Origin of the sequence: Actinoplanes sp. NPDC051470 (assembly GCF_040682035.1) — a bacterium.
Taxonomy (GTDB): domain Bacteria; phylum Actinomycetota; class Actinomycetes; order Mycobacteriales; family Micromonosporaceae; genus Actinoplanes.
In genome coordinates this window covers 15,285-36,710 of record NZ_JBFBAA010000050.1, presented here as the reverse complement: position 1 = coordinate 36,710, position 21,426 = coordinate 15,285, and the positions used below count along the sequence as shown (strand labels likewise).

Sequence of the window (21,426 nt, the reverse complement as noted above, 5' to 3'; positions counted from 1 at the left end):
CCGCGCAGATGTCTTGATTGTGTCGATCAAAACCATCCGCGCGGCCTTCGCCCATTGTGCCTTCACCGGCCTCAGCCGCAACCACCTGGGCCTGCTCCTGACGGAACTGCAACCCGCATGGGCCGCGGCCCGAGAGGACCGAGTAGTGCGACGTGGCGCACATGGACGCGCTGGGTCAACGCGGAAGCGTCGAGTGCGGACCGAGCGTCGGCAATCGCGGCCGGGAGCTTACCGAGCCGGTGGCGTAGGACCAACCGTACGGCCAAGGCTGCGGCATATAGCCTCGGGCCACCCGTTCGCGCGAGGTCGACCACGTTCTCGGCGGCTTGCCGGGCTGTGTCGACCTCTTCTGTCTCGACGAGCACCTCGATCGCTCGCAGGCGTGCCACCGTGTCCTCGAGTCCGGTTCCAGCACTGGCGAGTGCCCGCTCGCCCCACGTCTTGGCTCGCTCGGGACCTTGACCAGATTGGGCTGCACACTGGGCTAACGAGGAGAGCTGCCGGGCGGCCTGCCCAGATATGGTCCCGACGTGTTCACCGGCCCGCTCCAGCAGCCGAACGCCCTCGCCTGCAGTCACCGCGTGCTGTAGATAGAGCTCCGCGACGAGTGCGTCAGGGCCGTCGACGGACGGCGCCTGGTCGTCCGCACCCGTGAGGTAGCGCACGTCGGCGAGGGCGGCCAACGCGCGGCGGCGGTTGGCGTCGTCGAGCGGCATTGCGAGGGCAGCGGCGATGTGGTCGTTCGCAGGCTGACCCGAGGTACGGGCTTCGATCTCGGCCAAGCTCAGCAGCGCGTCCGCCCGCAAGGCGGCAGGCAGCGGCTCGGCGTTGAGGCGGGTCAGATAATTGGCTGCGGCGGTGAGGTTTCCGTCGCGGACGGCGTCGTCGGCGGCCTGCTTCAGGGATACCGCCGCCCAGTCCTCTGCGACAACGGGCGACGCGAGCAGGTATCGCGCCACTTGTGCGGCCGGAGCATCGTCGCGGGCCATTGCCTGCGCCGCTTGCGCGTTGGTCGCCAGCAGTGCGGTGTGCGTAATCCCGCGGCTGAGCTGGAGCCGGCAGAGTTCGTGGGCCAGCCGAACGGTGCTGCCTTCCACGGTGACCAACCCGGTCTCGGTAAGCGCACGGACGGTGTCGGCCACGACCACCGGGGTGAGGCCGGTGAGTTGATTGATCAGGTGGAGATCGCCGGTCCCGCCCAGAACAGCGAGCGTACGCAATTCCTCGATCAGCTCGGGGTCACGGCTCGGCTCGCCGACGCTGACGGTGAGCATCACAGCAAGGGGCCGGTGTAGTCCGCCACGGGTCGACAGCGCGCACAGCCATTCGAGGGACTCGCGCTCCAGCCATTGGCAGTCATCGACGGCCACGAGGACCGGTCCGTTGGCGACGAGCTTATCGAGTCGCTGATGCAAATCGTCCATGCTGGCTGGGACGTTGCCGCTGTCATTCATGCCCAGAAGTCGTGCAGCGACGCCGAATGGTGGAGTCATGTCCCGATGAGACGCGGCGTCGGCCAGAACCGTGAATCCGAGGCGATGAGCTTGCCGTACCCCAGCCGTCAACAGCGCCGTCTTGCCGGTACCTGCACCGGCCGCGATCACATAAAAGCCGCCGAAACCCTCTGCCGCGGCATCGTGACTGCACCTCCAGGCGATGGTGGATATCAACACTTTGTCCGGCTACTGTGCGTTGTCAAATGTCTCCGCCGACATCCGCATCAACGCAACTACGTTGGATGCCTCAACAGATACTTTCCGTCACGGCCATCAAGTCGGGGGCCACGCCGCCGACCGCTCGCGTGGCAGAAAGCGCCTTCACGGGCGACGACCTCCGGTGAACGATGTCAAAGAACCTTCGCCATCGAAGGAGAGCCGTCGCCATAGAAACGCATCGTTTCCGTGGCGGTTCCTGAAGGCGTCTTCCGGTCGACGCCGCGGTGAACGGCAGCGCCCCGCAGGCTTCCTTGGCCAAGCCCGGCCGACTTCGGCCGTCCACTTCGGCACGCCGCCGGTCGCGCGACATAGCAGGGCGCACTCGGATTGCCGGCTTGAATAGTGACGACTCCTTGCCTACGTACCACCCGCAATCGAGCAGGCCGACCCGCGCCGCCGCCGTACCGGCGACCGCGCCGCCGCCTGACTCGCCCACCCCGTCGACCGATCGGGCAGGCTCAGGGAACGAGTGCGTGCTTTCCGCCGCCCGGGTGGCGCTGGCTGAGGAAGTTGAGCACGTCCGCGGCATCCGACAATGGATGCGTTGCGGCGACTGGCACAACGAGCTTGCCGGCGGCGGCCAGCTCGATGATGTCGGCGCGCGCCGCGCGCTCCGCCGCCGCGGGCCACGTGCCGATGGAGAACTCCATATCCTCGTCGAACGCCCGCGGATACGCGCAACATGTCATGATCCGCCGCCGATTTTGCACCAGGGCGAAGGAGACGTCCAAGGCCTCGTCTGTGCCGGCACAATCCAGGGCGACCTGTATACCGTCCGGGGCCAGGTCCCGTACGCGCTCTGCGAGGCCCTCCCCGTACTCCACCGGTTCTCCACCGAAACGCCGAACCACCTCGAAGTTGTCTTTCCCGCAGGTACCGATGACCCGCGCACCCACCATTCGGGCCTGCTGCAAAATGCTGACTCCGGTGCCACCCGAGGCGGCGTGCAGCAGGACCGTGTCGCCGGCCGTGACGCCGGTGACGCGGAGCATCTTCGATGCCGATGTCCCGCACAGCAGCAGGTTCGCCGCCTCCGGGAAAGTCAGCGTGTCCGGCTTCCGGTAGACATCGTCGGCCCGCGCGTTGAGCCGGTCGGTGTACCCACCTCTCACTCGAAACGCCAGCACCGGATCGCCCACCGCGCCCCCACCCGAGGCGATCGCGGTGTCCGGCCCGATTGCCGAGATCACCCCGGCGACCTCGTACCCGAGGGGATGAGCCGGAAAGCGCTTGGCGTTCGCGATCGCACCCAGGCAGACCATGAAATCGGCCAGGTTCACACCCGCGGCGCGCACGTCGATGGTGACCTCGCCGGGCCCGGGGGCCGGCACGTCGACGTCGATCGCCGTCAGGGAGACCGGCGCACCGACCATCTCGGCGACCACTGCGACACTGGACATGCCTTGCTCCTGACTCCGGGTCTGTCGGTACGGCCATGCTGGTGCGGGCCGCGGGACCAGGCTAGGAGACGACGGTCCGGAGAGCCCTCCCACATTCCTGGGATATCGTCCACATTCCTGGGATATCGTCGGACCGGTGACAGCGCCGGACCCTAACCGCGAAACCGCGCACAGTATCGAGGCCCTGTGCCGTCTGGGCCTCGACTCCCGGGAGCTGGGCCGCCGGATCGGCTCTCACCTGTCGCGTCGTCTGACCGCTGACGCCTTCTGTTTCGGCCTGATCGACCCCTCGACCCTGCTCGTGACCGACCATGTGATCGAAGGCATTTCGTCGGACGCCGCCGCGGACGCCGCGTACAACGAGTATCTGGTCGATGACGTACTGAAGTTCGCCGAGCTCGCCCGGGCCAAGGACCGCGTTGGCATTCTCAGCGAAGCGACCGGCGGGGATCCGACGTTGAGTCACCGATACCGGGCATTGCTGCCGCTCATCGACGCCAGCCATGAACTTCGCGCAGCGTTTGTGATCGACGACCGATGCTGGGGTGGCATGTCGCTGTATCGCAGTGGGTCGCGACCCGACTTCAGCCCGGACGACGTCGACCTGTTCCGGCGGTTCTCCGTCACGGTTGCGGCGGCGCTGCGAAGGGCCGCTCATCGCCCGGCCAGCGTTGCTGTCGGCGGACCCGCCGAAGCGGGTGTGCTCATCCTCGACCACGACTTCCGGTTGCTCACCGCGAATCCGGCCGGGCAAGAGTGGCTCGAGGAACTCGCTACCGACATCACAGGGGCGCCGCCGATAGCCGTCCTCGATGTCGCGGCTCGGGGGAAGAACTCGCCGCTGGGAGCCTACGCCCGAATCCGAGGGACGTCGGGACGGTGGCTCTCGGTGCAGGCGTCCCCTCTGACGGGCGACCGGCACCCGGCGACCATCGCCGTGCTGATCCAGCCGGCGCCGGCATCCGAGGTGATTGAGGTCCTGCAACTCGCGTACGGGCTGACGCCCCGAGAACGGGACATCCTCGAACAGGTCATCAGCGGCAGGCCATCGCGGGCGATTGCCGGCCTCCTGCACATCACCACCGCAACCGTGCAGGACCACTTGAAGTCGATCTTCGCGAAGGTCGGCGTGCGTAGCCGCGGCGAGCTGGTGGCGCGCATGCTGGACGGCGTATTCAACCGGCCTTCGTAACAACGGCGGGCCCGTCTGCTGGGCGCACCGGCTACCGCGCCACCACCATCGACCCCGGCGCCCACACCGTCACCGCCACCACCCCCGGCGGCGGCACGATCACCCTCGGATACGACCGGCTGGTCATCGGCACCGACGCAGTCCCGGCCCGGCCACCGATCGCCGGCCTCGACGACGGCGTCCACGTCCTGCACACCATGGGCGACACCTTTGCCCTGCTCGACTCCCTGAACGCCCGCCAGGCCCGCACCGCGATCATCGTCGGCGCCGGATACATCGGACTCGAGGGCCCCGGTGCCGCCAGGCATCAGGTCAAGTGTCCGCGCTTTCGCTTGGTCGTCACTGTCCGGGCGTTCGTCGGCCTGGATCGGCTGCCCGTCAGCGCCCGCCCGTGGTACCCATGCCGGGCGTCGTTCCTGCCGGCACCGGATCCGGTCGAGGTCGGCGATAAGTTCAGACTTCGACGGCTGCGAGCGCAGGAATCCGCCGGCGACCGGGCGCCAAGCCGAACCGCCAACCCTTACCACCAGGACCCCCGGGCCCGCCCATGGCACCATCCTGACAGAACCGGTGAGGCAAGCGGAACGATGCGCGTCGGCTGCATCGACCGGCTCCGTCGACAAATCACCGCGACCACGGCGAGCTGGCGGCTCAGCACGGAGTCACCTGCCCCTCCGACGGAACCTCGCGGCGCTCATCGCCCCGCGCATAGATGCAGGCCACGTTCGGGTGACTCGGTGGAGGTGGGCGAGGCGAGCACCGGGTCGACGCTGCGGTGGTGCGAGCGGACGTAGGTGCCGTCCGTACGGTGGTGGGCACTGACGCGGACGTGGCCGGTGCTCTGCACGGCGCGGGGGGTGTTGCGCCGGTAGTGCGGGCGGACGCCGGTCGTGACGAGCACGGGAACCCTTGGGCTTTCCCTGAGCTTCGCACCCGCAATTACTCACCACGCACGTCAGGGCGGGGACCGGTCTCGGACACTGACCGGGAGCTACGTACCGGGCATAAACCCCGGCCTCCAATCAACGCAGCTCACTCATCGCGAGCGACATCGTGTCGCGGTGGTCCGGGAGGCGACGATTACCTGCGTCAGGTGAAATTCGGCGAGGACAATGCCGAGCTGACCTCCAAGGCTTGTGCCGGAGCCATCGCCCTGTATCTGGCGTGGTGCCGACGCACTCGGCGAGACTGGAGGACCGCCTGGGCCTTCATGGGACTGTTCGTGACGTGGCTCAAGCACGTGCCGCGGGAACTCGGAAACCTCAGGCGGTGCGGAGGTGCTGGTCGGCCCCGGTGAGAAGCCGGTCCGTGGAGCGAGGCGTATCAACGTTGTGCTGGCCGATCGTGTTGCTGATGGCGCGGGCCTGCCTTCGACGCAGTGAGTTGTGGGTCAGCGTCGCGAGGACATCCACTTCCTGGTCGACTCATCGTCGCTGGGTTGTCTGATTGGCCGCTCGCATCTGCATGTGGTGCCTCGGCAGAACGTCGACGGGGCCTGGGCCAAGTCGATCCACAGCAGGCCGGTGCCGGTCGACTCGCTGGTGGTGCGGGCTTACGTCTTCGAGCGGCCACGGTCGAACGGGCTTCGGACAGCGACTTCGTCATCGCCAATCTGTTCCGCGAGCCGATCGGTGTCCCGATGCCGCAGGGAGCGGTCAACGATCTTCTCGCCAGGCTGGAGAAGCGGGCTGGGCCTATGCCGGCTGCCGCCTACTGGCAGGAGCGGTCCCGCCTGCCGTGGGGGTGAGCAGCTCCACGCCGTTTGCGTCGAGGGCCTCGCGCAGGTCGGGCGGCGGCGCGCTGTCGGTGATCAGGTAATCGGCGGCAGCCAGTTCGGAGACCTGGGCGAACAGGCGCCGGCCGAACTTGGAGGTGTCGGCGAGGATCGCCACCCGGGCGGCCCGCGAGATCATTTCCTGCATCATCGCGGCCTCGGCCAGGTTGCTCGTCGTGTAGCCGGCGTCGGCCGAGACCGCGCCGACGCCGATCAGGGCCAGATCGCAGCTGATGTCGAGGTCGGCGCCGGTGTTGGCGCGGAAGCTGACCGGGCCGATGGTGGCCAGGGTGAGGGCGCGGACCGCGCCGCCGAAGACGTAGATGTCGCGGACCGCGGTGGGCGGCAGCGCGCCTGGCACCAGCAGGTTGTTGGTGGCCACCGTCAGGTCGCGGTGCTGGCCCAGGTTGCGGGCCAGGGCGAGGGTGGTCGTGCCGCCGTTGATCATGATGGTGGAGCCGTCCTGGACCAGGGCCGCGGCCAGCGCCGCGATCTTCTCCTTCTCCTGCTCCTGGACGCTGAGCCGCTGGTCGACGGCGCGGTCGGTGCGGGAGACGGTGGAGAGGCTGACGGCGCCGCCGTAGGTGCGCACGAGGCTGCCCTCGGCGGCCAGCTGGTCCAGGTCTCGGCGGACGGTGTCGATCGAGACGCCGAAGCGTTCGGCCAGCTCACCGACGGTGACCTGGCCGGTTTCGGCAACGTAGGCGGCCAGCTGGGCCTTGCGCCCGGCTGGCAGGTGGCGCTGCCGTTCGTTGCTGTCCACGCTCACTGATTCCCCCTTGTCAGTGCGGCAGTATGCCACAAATGCGTTTCCACCCTGCGGGCCGCTGCTCAGAGCCGCGAAGACCTGCAAGATCGGGCATTCCTAGCTGAGCAGCAGTATCGACTGGGTGAAGACCGTGTATCGAGATATCCACGCGCAACCGTATGCAGTACTACGCAGCTCCTTGCTGTTCTTCTCTTGTCTTCATCTGTAACACGCTGCTAACGTGACGCCAACACGGCAGAGAACAGGAAGACTTCGATATAGAAGGAGCCCGCCATGGCGGTTCGTTCGACCCGGTTGAAGCGAGTGGTAGGGGCAGTGACGGCGGCCGCCATGGTCGCGTTCGTGGTGGCCTGCGGCGGGGGCGACTCCGATGACTCCGCCGCGGGCGGCGACGTAACGCTGGAGTTCGCCCAGTGGTGGGGGGCCGAGCTTCCGGCCGGGGAGTTGGACAAGATCGTCGCCGACTTCACCACGCAAAACCCGAACATCAAGATCAAACTGATCAGCGCGCCGTACGCTTCGACCAAGCAGCAGCTGATCACGGGGGCCGCCTCGAAGACCCTGCCCGACGTGGTGGGTCTCGACGGTGCCTGGGTCAACGACTTCGCCAAGCAGGGCGCGATCGCGGACATGTCCAAGCTGATGACCGACGCGAACTATGACTCCAGTCAGCTGGCCAGCCAGATTCAGCTCGAAAGCAAGACGTACATGATCCCGGTGGTCAACTTCGTCTATCCGCTGTTCGTCAACAAGGACCTGCTGACCAAGGCCGGCGTGGCCACGACGCCGAAGAACCGCACCGAGTTCCTCGACGCGGCCAAGAAGATCAGCGCGAGCGGCGGCAACGTGAAGGGCTGGGCGCTCCCGCTCGACACTGCCGTGCCCAACGGCATCCAGAACGACGTCATGTCCTGGCTGTGGGCTTCCGGCGGCAGCATGCTGGCCGACGGCAAGCCGGCCCTGCAGACCGCTGCGGTCAAGAGCACGGTCGAGTACGTGAAGAGCCTGAACGACGCGAACGTGATCGCCCCCGGCTCCCTCACCATGAAGGAGCAGGACAAGGTCGAGAAGTTCACGCAGGGCCAGGTCGGCATGATGATCGACTCGCTCGCCCACGTCACCCTGATCAAGAAGAACAAGCCGGACCTCAAGTTCGAGATCGCGGCCATCCCGGCCGAGGACAGCTACACCGGCAAGCGCGGCATCCCGTACGCGTCCTGGGGTGTCGGCATCTCCAACTCGACCAAGCACAAGGCCGAGGCGTGGAAGTTCGTCTCCTACCTGATGAGCCAGCACACCAACGCGAAGCTCGCCACCCTGGCCAACGGCTTCACCGGTAACAAGAACGCCGAGCCCGACTTCAGCAACAGCGACCCGCTGTTCAAGCAGGCCTTCGACATCTACAAGGAGAGCGTCCCGGCCAACGAGTTCGTCGGCCTGCCCAAGTCCGAGGACCTGATGCGCAGCTTCGACGAGCAGCTGCAACTCGTGCTGACCGGCAAGACGAGCGTCGACGAGGCCCTCGCCAAGTCGCAGGAGTCCTGGTCGTCGGTGATCGGTTAGCCAGCCCAGGCGCCGCGCCGGTCCGCAGCCCGGTGCGGCGCCCGACCTAGGAGACAGTGATGACTTTGCTCGCCTCGAAGGCTGCCCCGCCGGCCGAGCAGGCGGCGCCGGCGCGGAAGACGCTGGCCCGGCGCCTGGTCCCGTACGGCTATCTGTCCCCGACGATCGTGCTGATCGTGGTCCTGATGGTGGTCCCCATCGTCATGGTGATCAGCTACTCGTTCCGGGACAACGTGATAGTCCAGGAGAACTCGGTGTTCGCCGGGTTCGCCAACTACACCAAGGTGCTCACCGACCCGGACTTCCTGGTCGCGATGAAGAACACCGCCGTCTTCATCACCGTCAGCATGGTCGCCCACCTGGTCCTCGGCCTGGCCTTCGCGATGATGCTGAACACCGAGCTGCTGGGCGGGGTCACCAAGGTCATCTTCCGGCTCGTCTACATCCTTCCTTGGCTGTTCACGATCGCGGTCATCGCGGTCATCTGGCGGCTGCTGCTCGACCCCTCCGGCGTCATCAACTACGTCATGCACTCGATCGGATTGATCAACGAGGGAGTGAACTGGCTCGGTGACCCGGGCAAGGCGCTCTGGGCGGTCACCTTCATCAACATCTGGTCGGGTTATCCGTTCTTTATGATCAGCCTGCTGGCCGGCCTTCAGGGCATTCCCAAAGACCTGTACGAGGCGGCCGCGGTGGACGGGACGAACTGGTTCCAGCGGTTCCGGCACGTGACGCTGCCCCAGCTACGGCCGGTGATCATCAGCATGGCGGTGCTCGACTTGATCTGGACGTCCCAGCAGTTCGCGCTGATCTGGATGACGACCGGCGGTGGCCCGCTGAACGCCACCGAAATGCTCAGCACCTACACCTACAAGCAGGCCTTCAGTGAGTACGAGTTCTCCACCGCGTCCGCCGCGGCCGTGATCGTCCTGCTGCTGACGATGGTGCTGGCCTTCTTCTACGTACGCCAGCAAAGGGTGAGGTGATCGCCATGGCCGTCGCCATCAAGACCAAGCGCGCCTTCGCGAAGGCCGGGGTCATCACCGGGCTGATCGTCGGAGGCCTGTTCGCCGGCCTGCCGGTGCTGTGGATGCTGTCCACCTCGTTCAAGAGCAACGGGGAGGTTTTCCAGAACCCGCCGAAACTGATCACCTCGACGTTCTCGCTGGACGCCTACACCGCGATCCTCGGCAACGGCGCCCAGCTGCGGTATTTCCTGAACAGCTACATCGTCGCGATCGCGGTGACGCTCCTGACCCTGTTGGTGGCACTGGTGGCCGGGTACGCGTTCAGCCGCTTCACCTTCCCGTTCCAGAAGACCATCAACGCGGTGATCGTCAGTGTGCAGGCTGTGCCGCCGATCACCCTCGTCATTCCGTACTTCGGGCTCGTCGTTGCGCTCGGGCTGTACAACACCTATCCCGGCCTGATCCTCACGCACATGGTGTTCACGCTCCCGTACGCGATCATCATGATCACCGCGTATCTGAACACCCTGCCGCGCGAGCTGGACGAGTCCGTCAAGGTGGACGGCGGCACCGGCTGGACCGCACTATGGCGGATCCTCGTGCCGATCTCCGTACCAGGTCTGATCGCGGTCGGGGTCTATACGTTCATGATCTCGTGGAACGAATACCTCTTCGCTCTCACCCTCACTCGTACCGATGACATGCGCACGGTGCCGATCGGCATTCAGATGCTCATGGGCCAGCACTCGTACGAGTGGAACCAAATGATGGCGATGAGCATCCTCGGTTCCATTCCCGTCCTCGTCCTCTTCCTGCTGTTCCAGAAGCGGTTCATCGGCGGGCTCACTGCCGGCGCCGTGAAGGCCTGAACCACCGCCCCCTCGCTAAGGAGAAACACCGAAATGCTGACGACCGGCAAGGCGATCCTGGATGTCGCCAATGAGCACAGCTTCGCCGTGCCCGCTTTCAATATCAGCGACTGGGCGATGTTCAAGGGAATCGTGGAGATCAGCGAGGAGACGAACGCGCCGCTCATCGTTGCTATCCACCCGGACGAGGTCCGGCACATCGGACCCGAACTGATCAAGGCGATCGCCGAGCGGGCACACAACTCGAGCGTCCCGGTCGCGATCCACTGGGACCACGGCGCCGACTACGACCAGATGCTGCAGGCGTTCCAGTACGGCTTCACCTCCGTGATGATCGACGGCTCGCTGAAGCCGTTCCAGGAAAACCTCGCGCTCACCAAGAAGGTCACCGACTCCGCACACGTGCTCGGCGTGTCGGTCGAGGGTGAGCTCGGCACGATCGGCGGCAACGACAGCTACGCCGAGGCCGGCGCCGCCGAGATCATTTACACCGACCCGGACGACGCGGTCACGTTCGTCGAGCGGACCGGCGTGGACTCCCTCGCGATCGCGATCGGCACGTTCCACGGCTTCTACCCGGCGCACCTCAAGCCGGAGCTGAAGCTCGACCTGCTCAAGGAGATCAAGAGCCGGGTGGGCATCCCGCTGGTCCTGCACGGCGGCTCTGGCAATCCGGACGACGAGATCCGCGAGGCCGCCCGCACCGGCATCAACAAGATCAACATCTCCACCGACATCAAGGTCGCCTACCACGACAAGATGCGCGAGGTTCTGGGCAGCGACTCGAAGGTGCGCGAGCCCAACGCCATCCAGCCCGCCTGCCTCGACGCCATGAAGGTCGTGGCGGCGCAGAAGATCGAGCTGTTCGGCGCCGAGGGCAAGGGTTCTCTGTTCTGACATGCCTCGTTCCGACATGACAGGCGCGTCTCGAGTCGTTTTGGGCCTGGGCGGCTGTGTCGACTACGAGCTGAAGCTGACCGCTCCCGTTCTGCAGCAGCTGATCATCGAGTACGGCATCGTCGCCGCGGACCTGACGTCGCCGGTTGAGGTGGCCGGCGAGCGGGACCTGGTCGTGTCGATCCTGGGATCCGTCGCCCGGGACCGGGGCGGCGAGCACTTCGTCGCCTCCGCCCCGGCGCTGCAGACCTTCGCCAATCGGTTCCCGCATCGGCAGACGCTGGGCGGGACGTCGGTGCGGGCCGGGATCCTGATGAGTCGGCTGGGCGTGCCGTCGACCCTGCACCTGGTCAGCGTCAACGACACGTTCCGCAGGCTGCTGCCGGACGACAGCGAATACATCAACAGCGGCGTCGAGGACACCTACTATCCGCACCTGATCGTCCAGTACGACCAGGGCCTGCGGATCCGGGCGAACGACATCGACATCAACCCACCGTTCCCCAACCGCCTGATCTACGTGAACGACCCGGCGAACAGTGACATGGTGCTCACCGCTGATCTCGGAGAGCGGCTGAGCGCGGCCGACCTATTCCTCATCTCCGGATTCAACGCCATGCGTGACGCCGCCGAGCTCGATGATCGGCTCGCGTCCCTCACCGCGCACATGCGGCAGCTACCGCCGTCCGCGGTGACCTACTTCGAGGACGCGGCCTACCACGAGCCCGCCTTCAGCCGCCGGGTCCGGGAGGCGTTGCTCGACCACATCGACGTGTACGGGCTGAACGAGGACGAGTTGCAGTCCTACCTGAACCGGACGGTCGACCTGTTGGACGCCGAGGACGTGGCGTCGGCACTCGCTGAGGTGCGCGAACTGATCCCGGTGCCCACCTTGGTGCTGCACACCAAGTACTGGGCCCTGGCGACCGGCGCGGGCGATTACGCCGCCGCCCTCGACACCGGCACGGTCATGGCCGCCACCCGCTACTGCCACGGCGACGACTTCACCGACAAGGACGTCGAGCGGCTGCGTCGGCGGCCGCGGCGGCCCGAGTCCGTCGCGTTCGCGTCTCGGATGAAGGGCACTGTCATTCCCGGCTTCGTGCTCGACGTCGAGAACCCCACCACCGTTGGTCTCGGCGACACGTTCGTCGGCGGTTTTCTCGCCGAGCTGGCAAGGAAACCCGTCCAACCGTCCCACCCCCACTCTTAACGTGCGCCCCGGCGCGTGCGTCCATCTAGGTTTTGCTCGTGATGTCGATCTTGATGAGCTGGCCGGGTGGGTTGATGGGCAGAAGAACGACGAGATGCTCGCCGCGACCAGCCGGATCCCGGTCGCGCCGGCGACGCGATCCTCTGCCCGGCCGGCCTGCCGCACGCGATCGGCGACGGGATTCTGCTGGTCGAGATCCAGGAACCGACAGACGCGGCGCTGAGACGGCCGCATCGTCGAACGGCAGCCATGGCGACCAGTCTGCGAGGAGAGAACCGGTTCGGCCACCGATCGAGCTGCGAACGATCCCACCTGCGACAACGAGCCAGGCCTCTGGCTGGGTCAAGAACCGTCGGCCAGATCCTTGATCCATCGCACGCTCCCGCACTCGCATCAGCGTTCCACGACATTAATTCCCGGGAACTAGTGCTACTCGTTCCCGGGAACTACGCGCGCGAGCGTGTGTCCTTTTAGGTTTTCCGGCATGTCGATCAGAGTGCTGGTGACCTTGCTGATGGCGGTCGCGGCGGTGGCGGTGGGCGGGGCACCGGCCGCCGCGCACGGGCCGGTGCCGGGTGGGGACACCGTGCTGGCGCAGACGATCGCCGGGATGGAGGTGACCCTGGCGGTCCGGCGTGTCGGCGAGGTGCCCGGTCCGCTGCGAGTGGACCTCATCCCGCACACCCCGGTGCGAGCGCTGCCGATCGAGGTGACGGTGCGGTCAGGCACCTCCGCGGGGGCGACGGCCGGGAGTTTCCTATTCGAGCGGGACGTGGCACGGACGTACCCGCTGATGCTGGCGGTACGCGACCAGGGGCCGCACTGGCTGGAGCTACGTGCTGGCGGGGAGTTCTCCCAGCTGCCGTTCCGGGTGCAAGTGCCGCGGGCGCCCTCGGACCTGTGGGTGAGTGGCGCCTTCGGGGCGGCCGCGCTGCTGCTGTTCGGGGCGTTCGGTGTGGCCGCCGCGGGATCACGCGCGATCGCCGTGGTCCTCGGTGGCGGCGCCGGGGTGGCGTTGGTGGTCGCGGGCACGCTGGCGATGGTGTCGCCGGCGTTGCCCGGCGCTGAGACGGTCCCCGCCGGGACCGGTCCGGCCGGTCGCCCCTATGCCCAGGCGTGGATCTACTCGATGCCGGCGCGTCCGGCGGCGGGCAAGGACTTCACGCTGCGGATCGTGCTGGTCGACGGATCGACTGGACGGCCGCTGGACGACCTGGTTCCTCACCATCAGGCGCTGGCGCACGTGGTGGTGACTTCGGCCGATGGCGCCATATTCCGGCATGTGCACCCTAGGCGGATGGCCCCGGGGAAGCTGGAGGTGCGACTAGCCACCCCCGAACCCGGGCCGTACGTGGTGAACGTCGAGTTCGAGCGTGACAGCGCCGGCAGCCAGCTGGTCTCCGGCCGGTTCGAGGTTGCTGGGCCGGGACCGGTCACCTCATCGGTGGGAAGGGTCGTGTTGCCAACTACGCCGCGTGAGGTGTTCGCAACGCGACCGGTGAGCATTCGGATCGATTCCGGGCCCGGCCGGGTGCAGCCGTGGCTGGGGATGGCGGGGCATCTGATCGTCCGCGACAGCCGGGGCGGCTTCCTGGGGCATGCGCATGAGCTGGGGTCGATGGACACCGACGTGGCCCCGCCGGACGACACGGTCCCGGCCTACGACCCGACGTTGCGCTTCGCCTTCACCTTCCCGGAGCCGGGACGCTACTTCGTGTGGGTGCAGTACGCGCGGGAGCTGCGGATCACCACGCTCCCGCACGTGGTCGACGTGCGGGCGGGGACGGCATGAGGCCACGCATCGTCGCCGGGTGGCTGGTTGCGCTATCGGCCTTGTCGGCACTGGCCGGGGTGACCGTGGCGAAGTCCTCCGGCCCCGAGCCGGTCAGCATCACCGCCGGCGGGCAGCGGTTCCTGGCCACCGCGCGGATCGGCCGGGGGACGACCGGCGTCATCGACGTCGAGATAGGGCTGCGCCGGCTTGACGGCTCGCCGGCCAGGGACGTGCGGGCCGTCGCGGTCTCCGGCGTCATGCCCGCCATGGGCCACGTGACACCCGAGATTCCGGCCCAGCGGGTCGGTGCGGATCGCTTCCGCGTACGTGGAGAGCTGTTCTCCATGCCCGGTACATGGCAGCTGGACATCCGAGTGGAAACCACCACCGGGCCCGATGTCATCGACATCGAGGTGCCGGTCGAGTACGAAGGAGAACAAGAGTGACCGTGACAAGAGGCGCCTGGTCGCTTCTGCTGGGCATGACGCTGCTGTGGCTAGGAGTCGCCTGGGACGGGCAATGGCATGTCGACGTCGGCCCGGACACGTTCTTCACGGCGCCGCACCTGATGTTCTACGCCGGGTCTGGCCTGATCGGCCTCACCTCGCTGGCCGTGGTCCTCACCACGACCCGTCGGGGGGCCTCGGACAGCGACCGGATCGTCCGCGTCGGGCCGTTCCAAGCGCCGATCGCCTTCCTGGTCAGCGGGCTGGGTGCGGCTGGGCACCTGTTGTACGGCGCGACGGATCTGTGGTGGCACACGGTCTACGGCTTCGACATCCTCGCACTGACGCCCTCGCACATCGGGCTGCAGCTCGCGATGCAGACCGAGTCCGGGGGCGTCGTGCTGGCGCTCCTGGCGCTGCGCGCGCACCGGGCCGGGCGATGGGGCCTGGCCGGTGCCGGTGCTCTATTCCTCGCCAGCGCGTCGATCAGCTTCGATGGTCAGATCTTCGGCATCCCGGTGAGCCTGCTCGGCATGGGCGGGGCGGCGGCGTGGACCGTCGGCATCGTCGCCGGGGCCGATCTCGGCCGATGGTGGATGATCGGCCCCGGTGCGGCGTTCCTGCTGCTCCTCGGTGCGACCATGGTCTTCCCGCCGTACGCGACGCAGATCTACGCCGATGCGATCGACTTGCGTCTGCGCGACAACGCCGTCGAGCTGTCCATCGTGGGCGCCGCAATGCCATTCCTCTTCCCCCTGATCATCGCGCTCGCCGCTGGGGGCGTGTGGCTGGCACGGCGCCGGAAGATCGCACCACGCCGGGCGATGCTGGCCGTCGGCGCGGTGGCCGGACCTGCGGTCGCGTTGCAGGACATGCTGTTCGGGGAATCCGCCGGGGATATGTCCATCCTGCCTGTTGTCCTGGTGGTGGCGGCGAGCGCGGGACTGTGCTGGTTCGGCTGGCAGAACGCCGCCCTGCTGCGCACCCCACAGCTGGAGGTGGCTCGATGAGCCGCCGGACCGTACGCGCCGCCTTCATCACCGCCGTGGGCGCGCTCGCTCTGCTGGCCGCCGCCTCGCCGGCCTCAGCAGTGCCGCCGCCGGAACTGGTCCACAGCGAATCGGTGGCGATGGGCTCGTCGACGCTCACCACCTCGTTCACCGACTGGCCGCTGCGCGCCGACCGATCGCTAGACTTCACCTTCGAGCCGGTCGGCGGTATCGAGGGCAGGACCGGCGTGCTGCGCGTGGTTTCGCCTCGGGGCGAGTCGACCCTGCTGGGTATCGCGGCCCGGCTCGCCGGCGAGGACGAGATGAAGCTTCCCCGCCGTCCCCGCGACTACAGCGTGTGGGGCTTGGACGCGGTTGCCCTGCCCGAGGAGGGAACGTGGCGGTTCGAGTTCACCGTGGCCGGTCCGGAGGGCACCTCGACCGGGGTCCTGGCGCTGCCGGTGGGTTCGCGTCCCGGACCGTCAGCGGCGCTGAGCTGGACGGTTGGCCTGCTGCCGTGGATCCTCGCGGTGCCCGTGGTGGCGTATCTCTGGACCAGGAGCAAGCCGAAGCGGCGGCGAATCGACTCCGACTGGAGTGGATGAGCAGTGTCCTTCTCGTCGGCCTGCCTCTGCTCGCCGCCCTGGTGACCGTGCTGGGGAGGCGGCCGGGCGGGCCGGCCGGGCTGCTGCTTGGTGTGGTCCTCGGGCAGTCGCTGGCCCTGCTGTTGTGTCGCCGGTTCCCGTTGACCGTCCTGATCGTCGTCACCGTTCTGGAAGCGGTGCTGGTGGTCAAGGACATGGAGTTGCTGGTCGGCTTCCTCGCCGCCGCATGCGGGTTGGGCGCGTGGGCCGGTCGCCGGCAGCAGCAGGCCGGTCTGGTCCTCACCTTCAGCCTGATCGCCGTTCTTGGTCACGGTGTCCAGCGTCACGGCGACGATCCCGGGTACGCCGCGGCGGGGAGCATCGCGCTCACCGTCCTGTTCGGCGCATTCTGGGGAGTCGGCCGGCTCAGCGCCCACCAGATCCGATATTCCCGGCGACTGGAGGAGCAACGTGCCCGGGCTGAGCAGCGTGCGGCCGAACGGGAACGTGTCCTGCTGGCGAGGGAACTGCACGACATCCTCAACCACGCGGTCACCGCGATGGTGCTCGACGCCGACGCGACCTCGGAGACCGGCGACGACGCGGAGCTGCGCGAGGCACTGCGGCGGCTGGCGGCAACCGGCCGTCAGTCGCTGGCCGAGCTCCGCCGCCTGCTCGGGGTGCTGCGGATGGCCCCCGACTCGGTCCTTCATGATCCGCTCGTCGTGCTTCCCGGGCTGGACGACGTGGATACGTTACGGGTGAACAACGCACCTCCGGTCCGGTCGGGTAGGGCCCCCGGTGGCAGCGGACTGGGTTTGGTCGGCATGCGTGAACGTGTCGCACTGGTGGGCGGGACTCTGTCGACCGCGTCACGTGCTGACGGCAGCTTCGAGGTCATCGCTACGTTCCCGATGCGGGGCGAGACTTGACCGCCGACCGTCCCGTGCGCGTGTTGGTGGCCGACGACGAGCAGCTGCTGCGCGACGCGCTCACCCGGCTGGTCGGAGCAGCCCCGGACCTCGAGATCGCGGGTACGGCAGCCAACGGCGCCGACGCGGTGACGGCAGCCAGCCGCCTCACGCCGGACGTGGTGCTGATGGACATCCGGATGCCGGTGATGGACGGCATCGAAGCGACCCGCCGCATCGTGGCCGGTCCCTCCACAGTCTCCGGCCACCCGCCCCGGGTACTGATCCTGACCACCTACGACCTGGACAGCTACGTCTATGCCGCGGTTTCGGCCGGAGCCAGCGGCTTCCTGCTCAAAGACGCACCCGGCGACCGGCTGCGCGACGGCATCCGGATCGTCGCCTCCGGCCACGCCGTCCTGGCACCCGAGGCCACCGCGCGCGTGTTCGAAACGTTCGGTCCGGCGATGCCGACCGCGGAGGGCCAGCGCCTGCGCGCGGCCCTGCGCCACCTGTCCCAGCGCGAGCGCGAAGTCTGTGACCTTGTGGGTCAGGGGCTGTCCAACGACGACGTCGCCCACCGGCTCGGCATCAGCCGGTACACGGTCAAGGCACACGTCTCCAGCATCCTGGCGAAGCTCAACCTGCCGGACCGTGTCCACATTGTGCTCGCCTGGTCCCGGCGGCCTCCCACGTGGTGAAAGCGCGAGCGGCTCCAGCCTGAGTTGACCTGTGTCGGCGCTCGGCGAGGGCGCCCATGTCAAACCTTTCGGGCCGCCGAGGCCGACGACGCCGAGCAGTCGCTTCGCCGCACGCCGACAGCTGGCGCCGCCACTACCGGGGCGCCTACGCCGGCTCTGGGTGCTGGAGCGGAGTCTCGCCGCCCAGCGGTTCTATCTGACCGCGCGGGAGCGGCCACTGTGGAGACCCGCGTCGTCTCGCCGCCCGGTGGGGATCCGGCCCGGCTGACCGGAAATCCGCGGAAGCTGCGCATGGTGTGGGCGCGCTTTTGAACTGACCGCCCGCCGCCGCGTCGTCCCTGGTATGACTGACGCACCCACCCTGCCCGACGGCGTAGGCTGGACCGCCGTGCTGGTGGCCACCCACCGGGCCGCTGAGTCGCTGTCCCCGAATCCCGCCTTCCGCGACCCCTTGGCCGAGGCCCTGATGGTCCACCTGGGACTGTCCGAACCGGGCACACCGCCGGACTTCGAGAGAATGCCGGGCGACATGGCCGGGATGGCGCGGATGATAGGCGACGTCATCGTCCTGCGGACCCTGCACTACGACCAGATGATCATCGATTCCGGGGTCGAGCAGATCGTGCTGCTCGGTGCCGGACTGGACGGCCGCGCCTACCGCCAGACATGGCCCGGGCGCCGGATCTTCGAGCTGGACCGGCCGGCCGGGCTGGCGCTGAAGGAGCAGGCGGCGGCCAAGGCCGGCGTGCCGGTGCTGACCGAGCGTACGGCCATCCCGGTCGACCTGGCCGACGACTGGCCGTCCGCTCTGCTCGCGGCCGGCTTCGACCCGTCCCGCCCGACCGCCTGGATCGCCGAGGGCCTGGCCGTCTACCTCGACCGGCCCGAGCTGGAGGCGCTGCTGACCCGCGCCCGGGAGATGTCCGCGCCGGGCAGCCGCCTCGGCATCGAGCTGGCCTCGGTCAGCCCGGACGCCCGGTCCGAACTCGCGGCGTCCGACGACGGCACCCGCCGCTTCGAAGGACTGATCCGCTCCGGCCACCCCGTTCCGCCGCACGACTGGCTGCTGGACCACGGCTGGACCCCCGACGAGCTCACCGCGGTCGAACTGGGCTGGCGGTACGACCGCCCGGTGACGTCCTGGCTGGACCCGGACCGCGGCGGCTCGGCCCTCTGGTACTTCAGCTGCGCGCCGGTGGACCTTTAGCAGGCGGGCCGGGCCGGGGCGGGGCGTCGTACGTGCGGTCCGCGGACGGCCAAATGAGTCAGGCGACGAGCGAGCGCAGTGCCTCGCCGACCATGCTGACCACGCCGACACACGCAGGGTGAACCTGGCCTCGGTGGTGGTGCCCTCCCACGGGCGGGCCTGGTGTCGAAACTGGTAATGCCGGTATTGCCGGGGACTGTCGGCTGGTCGTAGAGTCCGAGCCAGGACGCAGGCTCAGGAGGACGTATGTTGCTCGACGATCAACGTCTCGAGAGATCCATGAGGCGCGGGCGGTCGTCGTGAGTTCCGCCGTCGCTGGGTATGTACCTCGGTGGCATCTTCAGCCCGGCGGCCGTGTGGCCGTCCACGCGTCGGCGGAGGGCGGCCTGCTGTACGCCACACTTCTGGCTGTCGATGATGCGGTGGCCGGCCCGGAGCATTGGCGGGGTCTGCCGTCGCTGGCGTCCCTCGGACCGCTGCCGGCCCGGTCAGTCCCTCTCGTCCCAGGCTCCTGTCTGCGTGTCAGTGGTCCCGCCCGGCAGCTTTCCGAGGTGACCCTCGAGCTCACCGTCTGGCAACGCAGCGCGCAGCCAAGCTCGTCGACCCTCATCGAGCTGCGGGGGACCGCCGGCGCTGTCCGTGTGGTCCTTCACCCGGACAGTTCGCTGTGGCTGGCGACTGAGGCCGGCGATCACCTGCCGACGGGATTGCGCCTCGGCGTCCGAACCTGGCACCGGCTGGCGATGAGCGTGTGCAAAGAGTCCGTCGAGCTACGGCTGCGCGGCTTGCACACGACGCTGCCCTTGACGTGGTCCGCCGATCTTGCGGCCTTGGGCGGGGGAGCGCTCGAAGAACTTCTGATCGCGGGACGACACGACCCGGACTCCCCTACGGAGTGCCGTGGTGAACTGGACGCCAAGGTGGAGGCGCCAAGGCTCCTGAATGCAGCCGGCGAACTGCTGACCAGCTGGGACTTCAGCGCTCTGCCGTACGACGACGACGTGCCGGACATCGCGGGACTGTTCGCACATTCCCGTCTGATCAACGGTCCTGGGCGCGGAATGACCGGCTCCGCGTGGCGGGGGCGGCACACCTGCTTCGTCGACGCTCCGGAGGAGTACGGGGGCGCCTGGTTCCATCGCGACGACCTGGCGGACGCAGAATGGCCGCTGCTCGCCGAGATCGAGATCCCGGCCGACGCGCGCCCCGGCGTCTACTGCGTCGTGCTCTCGCTGGACGCCGAGCCGCGCTACGACGATGTGGAGCGTTGGTGTCCCATCCCCGTCTTCGTGACGGCGGAGCCCGGTGCGCGGGCGCAGGTGGCTTTGGTCCTTCCGACGTTCAGCTACCGCGCGTACGCCAACAATGGCTTTTTTGAAGACGCGGACCCGGCTGTCTATCGCCATCGTGGATTGACATGTTCGGCCCATGTGTACCGGTACATCGACGAACACCGTCTGCTTTCCCTCTACGGCCGGCACCATGACGGCAGCGGCGTCCACTTGGCGTCGTTGCGCCGGCCCCAGGCGACGGTGCGGCCGGACTGGGTCAGTCAACTGCTGGGGCGGACCCACCAGCTTTCGGCCGACCTGTCGATCCTCCGCTGGCTGTCCGAGACCGGGGTCGACTGGACCATCCTCACCGACGAGCAGCTGCACGAGCAGGGCGAGGAGGCGATCGACGGGATCGACGTGCTGATCACCGGCAGCCACCCGGAGTACAGCACGCGTGAGCTGCTCGACACCTACGACCGTCACCTCGAGCGGGGCGGTCACCTGATGTACCTCGGAGGAAACGGTTTCATCCTCAAGGTCGAGGTCGACGCGGACCGTCCATGGCTGCTGGAGCTGCGCCGTGGCGACAGTGGCGGTGACATCTGGGCCGGCGACCCAGGGGAAGCCCACCACCAGGTGTCAGGGGAGATGGGCGGCCTCTGGCGCCGGTTGGGCCGTCCGCCGAACCTGCTGACCGGTGTCGGCTACTCGGCGATCGGATTCTCGGCTGACGTCGGCTACCGCCAGCCGGCGGATCTCCCGCTCACGGACCTGCCCACAAGGCTCGGGTCGGCGCTGCGTGAACTCACTGGCGAGCTGTTCGGCCTCGGCGGCTTCGAGGTCGACCGCTATGACCCCGACCTGGGCTCGCCGGAAGGAACGATCATTCTCGGGCGGCTGGACAATCTTCCCGACGACTACCGCCCGGTGCCGGAATACCTCGTTCTTGGCTCCGACCCGTCGGCCGGGATTCGAGCGTCGACCCGCGGTGACGTCGTGTGGCGCCGAACGCCCCACGGCGGGCAGGTCTTCTCGACGGGCTCGATCTCCTGGACGTCACGCCTCAACGAGCCGGATGACCCGGGGCACTGCCGGCTGATCACCACGGCCGCGCTTCTGGACATGCTCGACCCGGAAACCTGAGGACGGTCCGGTGGCCCGGCCGCAGGCGTGCGAC

At 67.9% G+C, this 21,426-nt stretch carries 19 protein-coding genes; 15 read left to right on the top strand and 4 right to left on the bottom strand.

Going from position 1 to position 21,426, the window contains the following annotated elements:
* Positions 1 to 71 precede the first annotated feature (71 nt).
* On the bottom strand, positions 72 to 1,673 hold the full coding sequence (locus AB0M54_RS45145; protein WP_364479012.1) for an AAA family ATPase: 1,602 nt from the start codon (positions 1,671 to 1,673) through the stop codon (positions 72 to 74).
* 500 nt (positions 1,674 to 2,173) lie between these two features.
* Complete coding sequence (locus AB0M54_RS45140) at positions 2,174 to 3,115, bottom strand: NADP-dependent oxidoreductase (protein ID WP_364479009.1); 942 nt, start codon at positions 3,113 to 3,115, stop codon at positions 2,174 to 2,176.
* Positions 3,116 to 3,251: 136 nt separating this feature from the next.
* On the opposite strand from AB0M54_RS45140, the gene AB0M54_RS45135 reads away from it, so the two are divergent.
* Both AB0M54_RS45135 and AB0M54_RS45130 read left to right on the top strand, forming a co-directional pair.
* Positions 3,252 to 4,307, top strand: coding sequence for a helix-turn-helix transcriptional regulator (locus AB0M54_RS45135; protein WP_364479006.1), 1,056 nt, complete (start codon positions 3,252 to 3,254; stop codon positions 4,305 to 4,307).
* Complete coding sequence (locus tag AB0M54_RS45130; RefSeq protein WP_364479035.1) at positions 4,289 to 5,101, top strand: FAD-dependent oxidoreductase; 813 nt, start codon at positions 4,289 to 4,291, stop codon at positions 5,099 to 5,101. Before AB0M54_RS45135 ends, AB0M54_RS45130 begins: the two co-directional genes overlap by 19 nt.
* On the opposite strand, the gene AB0M54_RS45125 is transcribed toward AB0M54_RS45130, so the two are convergent.
* Together AB0M54_RS45125 and AB0M54_RS45120 are read right to left on the bottom strand one after the other, a co-directional pair.
* Positions 5,002 to 5,208 (bottom strand): hypothetical protein, encoded by a 207-nt coding sequence (locus AB0M54_RS45125; RefSeq protein WP_364332234.1) that lies wholly within the window; start codon positions 5,206 to 5,208, stop codon positions 5,002 to 5,004. The genes AB0M54_RS45130 and AB0M54_RS45125 overlap by 100 nt on opposite strands.
* A 793-nt stretch (positions 5,209 to 6,001) precedes the next feature.
* Positions 6,002 to 6,850, bottom strand: a complete 849-nt coding sequence (locus AB0M54_RS45120; protein ID WP_364332237.1) for a DeoR/GlpR family DNA-binding transcription regulator — start codon at positions 6,848 to 6,850, stop codon at positions 6,002 to 6,004.
* A gap of 273 nt (positions 6,851 to 7,123) precedes the next feature.
* Here AB0M54_RS45120 and AB0M54_RS45115 point away from each other — a divergent pair, with 273 nt between their 5' ends.
* The 13 genes from AB0M54_RS45115 (at position 7,124) to AB0M54_RS45055 (ending at position 21,392) form a co-directional block, all read left to right on the top strand.
* Positions 7,124 to 8,413 carry a sugar ABC transporter substrate-binding protein gene (locus tag AB0M54_RS45115; RefSeq protein WP_364332240.1) on the top strand — a complete coding sequence of 430 codons (1,290 nt, stop codon included), beginning with the start codon at positions 7,124 to 7,126 and terminating at the stop codon, positions 8,411 to 8,413.
* 59 nt (positions 8,414 to 8,472) lie between these two features.
* A complete protein-coding gene (locus tag AB0M54_RS45110) occupies positions 8,473 to 9,402 on the top strand; it encodes a sugar ABC transporter permease (protein WP_364332242.1) in 930 nt (309 codons plus the stop codon).
* A 5-nt stretch (positions 9,403 to 9,407) separates the two neighbouring features.
* Positions 9,408 to 10,253, top strand: coding sequence for a carbohydrate ABC transporter permease (locus AB0M54_RS45105; RefSeq protein WP_364479003.1), 846 nt, complete (start codon positions 9,408 to 9,410; stop codon positions 10,251 to 10,253).
* A 33-nt stretch (positions 10,254 to 10,286) separates the two neighbouring features.
* Positions 10,287 to 11,150, top strand: coding sequence for a ketose-bisphosphate aldolase (locus AB0M54_RS45100; RefSeq protein ID WP_364332247.1), 864 nt, complete (start codon positions 10,287 to 10,289; stop codon positions 11,148 to 11,150).
* Positions 11,151 to 11,166: 16 nt separating this feature from the next.
* Positions 11,167 to 12,363 (top strand): ADP-dependent glucokinase/phosphofructokinase, encoded by a 1,197-nt coding sequence (locus tag AB0M54_RS45095; RefSeq protein WP_364332250.1) that lies wholly within the window; start codon positions 11,167 to 11,169, stop codon positions 12,361 to 12,363.
* Positions 12,364 to 12,847: 484 nt separating this feature from the next.
* On the top strand, positions 12,848 to 14,155 hold the full coding sequence (locus tag AB0M54_RS45090; RefSeq protein WP_364479000.1) for a hypothetical protein: 1,308 nt from the start codon (positions 12,848 to 12,850) through the stop codon (positions 14,153 to 14,155).
* A complete protein-coding gene (locus tag AB0M54_RS45085; protein WP_364478997.1) occupies positions 14,152 to 14,583 on the top strand; it encodes a hypothetical protein in 432 nt (143 codons plus the stop codon). The genes AB0M54_RS45090 and AB0M54_RS45085 overlap by 4 nt, the downstream gene beginning before the upstream one ends.
* On the top strand, positions 14,580 to 15,593 hold the full coding sequence (locus tag AB0M54_RS45080) for a hypothetical protein (protein ID WP_364478994.1): 1,014 nt from the start codon (positions 14,580 to 14,582) through the stop codon (positions 15,591 to 15,593). The genes AB0M54_RS45085 and AB0M54_RS45080 overlap by 4 nt, the downstream gene beginning before the upstream one ends.
* Positions 15,590 to 16,177: a hypothetical protein gene (locus tag AB0M54_RS45075; protein WP_364478991.1), complete on the top strand. Its 588-nt coding sequence runs from the start codon at positions 15,590 to 15,592 to the stop codon at positions 16,175 to 16,177. Before AB0M54_RS45080 ends, AB0M54_RS45075 begins: the two co-directional genes overlap by 4 nt.
* Positions 16,174 to 17,088 carry a histidine kinase gene (locus AB0M54_RS45070; RefSeq protein ID WP_364478988.1) on the top strand — a complete coding sequence of 305 codons (915 nt, stop codon included), beginning with the start codon at positions 16,174 to 16,176 and terminating at the stop codon, positions 17,086 to 17,088. Before AB0M54_RS45075 ends, AB0M54_RS45070 begins: the two co-directional genes overlap by 4 nt.
* Before the next feature lie 14 nt (positions 17,089 to 17,102).
* Positions 17,103 to 17,768 carry a response regulator transcription factor gene (locus AB0M54_RS45065; RefSeq protein WP_364478985.1) on the top strand — a complete coding sequence of 222 codons (666 nt, stop codon included), beginning with the start codon at positions 17,103 to 17,105 and terminating at the stop codon, positions 17,766 to 17,768.
* 343 nt (positions 17,769 to 18,111) lie between these two features.
* The gene (locus AB0M54_RS45060) at positions 18,112 to 18,975 is read left to right on the top strand and encodes an SAM-dependent methyltransferase (RefSeq protein ID WP_364478982.1); all 864 of its coding nucleotides are present in this window, start codon (positions 18,112 to 18,114) and stop codon (positions 18,973 to 18,975) included.
* A gap of 551 nt (positions 18,976 to 19,526) precedes the next feature.
* Positions 19,527 to 21,392 carry a N,N-dimethylformamidase beta subunit family domain-containing protein gene (locus AB0M54_RS45055; protein ID WP_364478979.1) on the top strand — a complete coding sequence of 622 codons (1,866 nt, stop codon included), beginning with the start codon at positions 19,527 to 19,529 and terminating at the stop codon, positions 21,390 to 21,392.
* Positions 21,393 to 21,426: the final 34 nt, after the last annotated feature.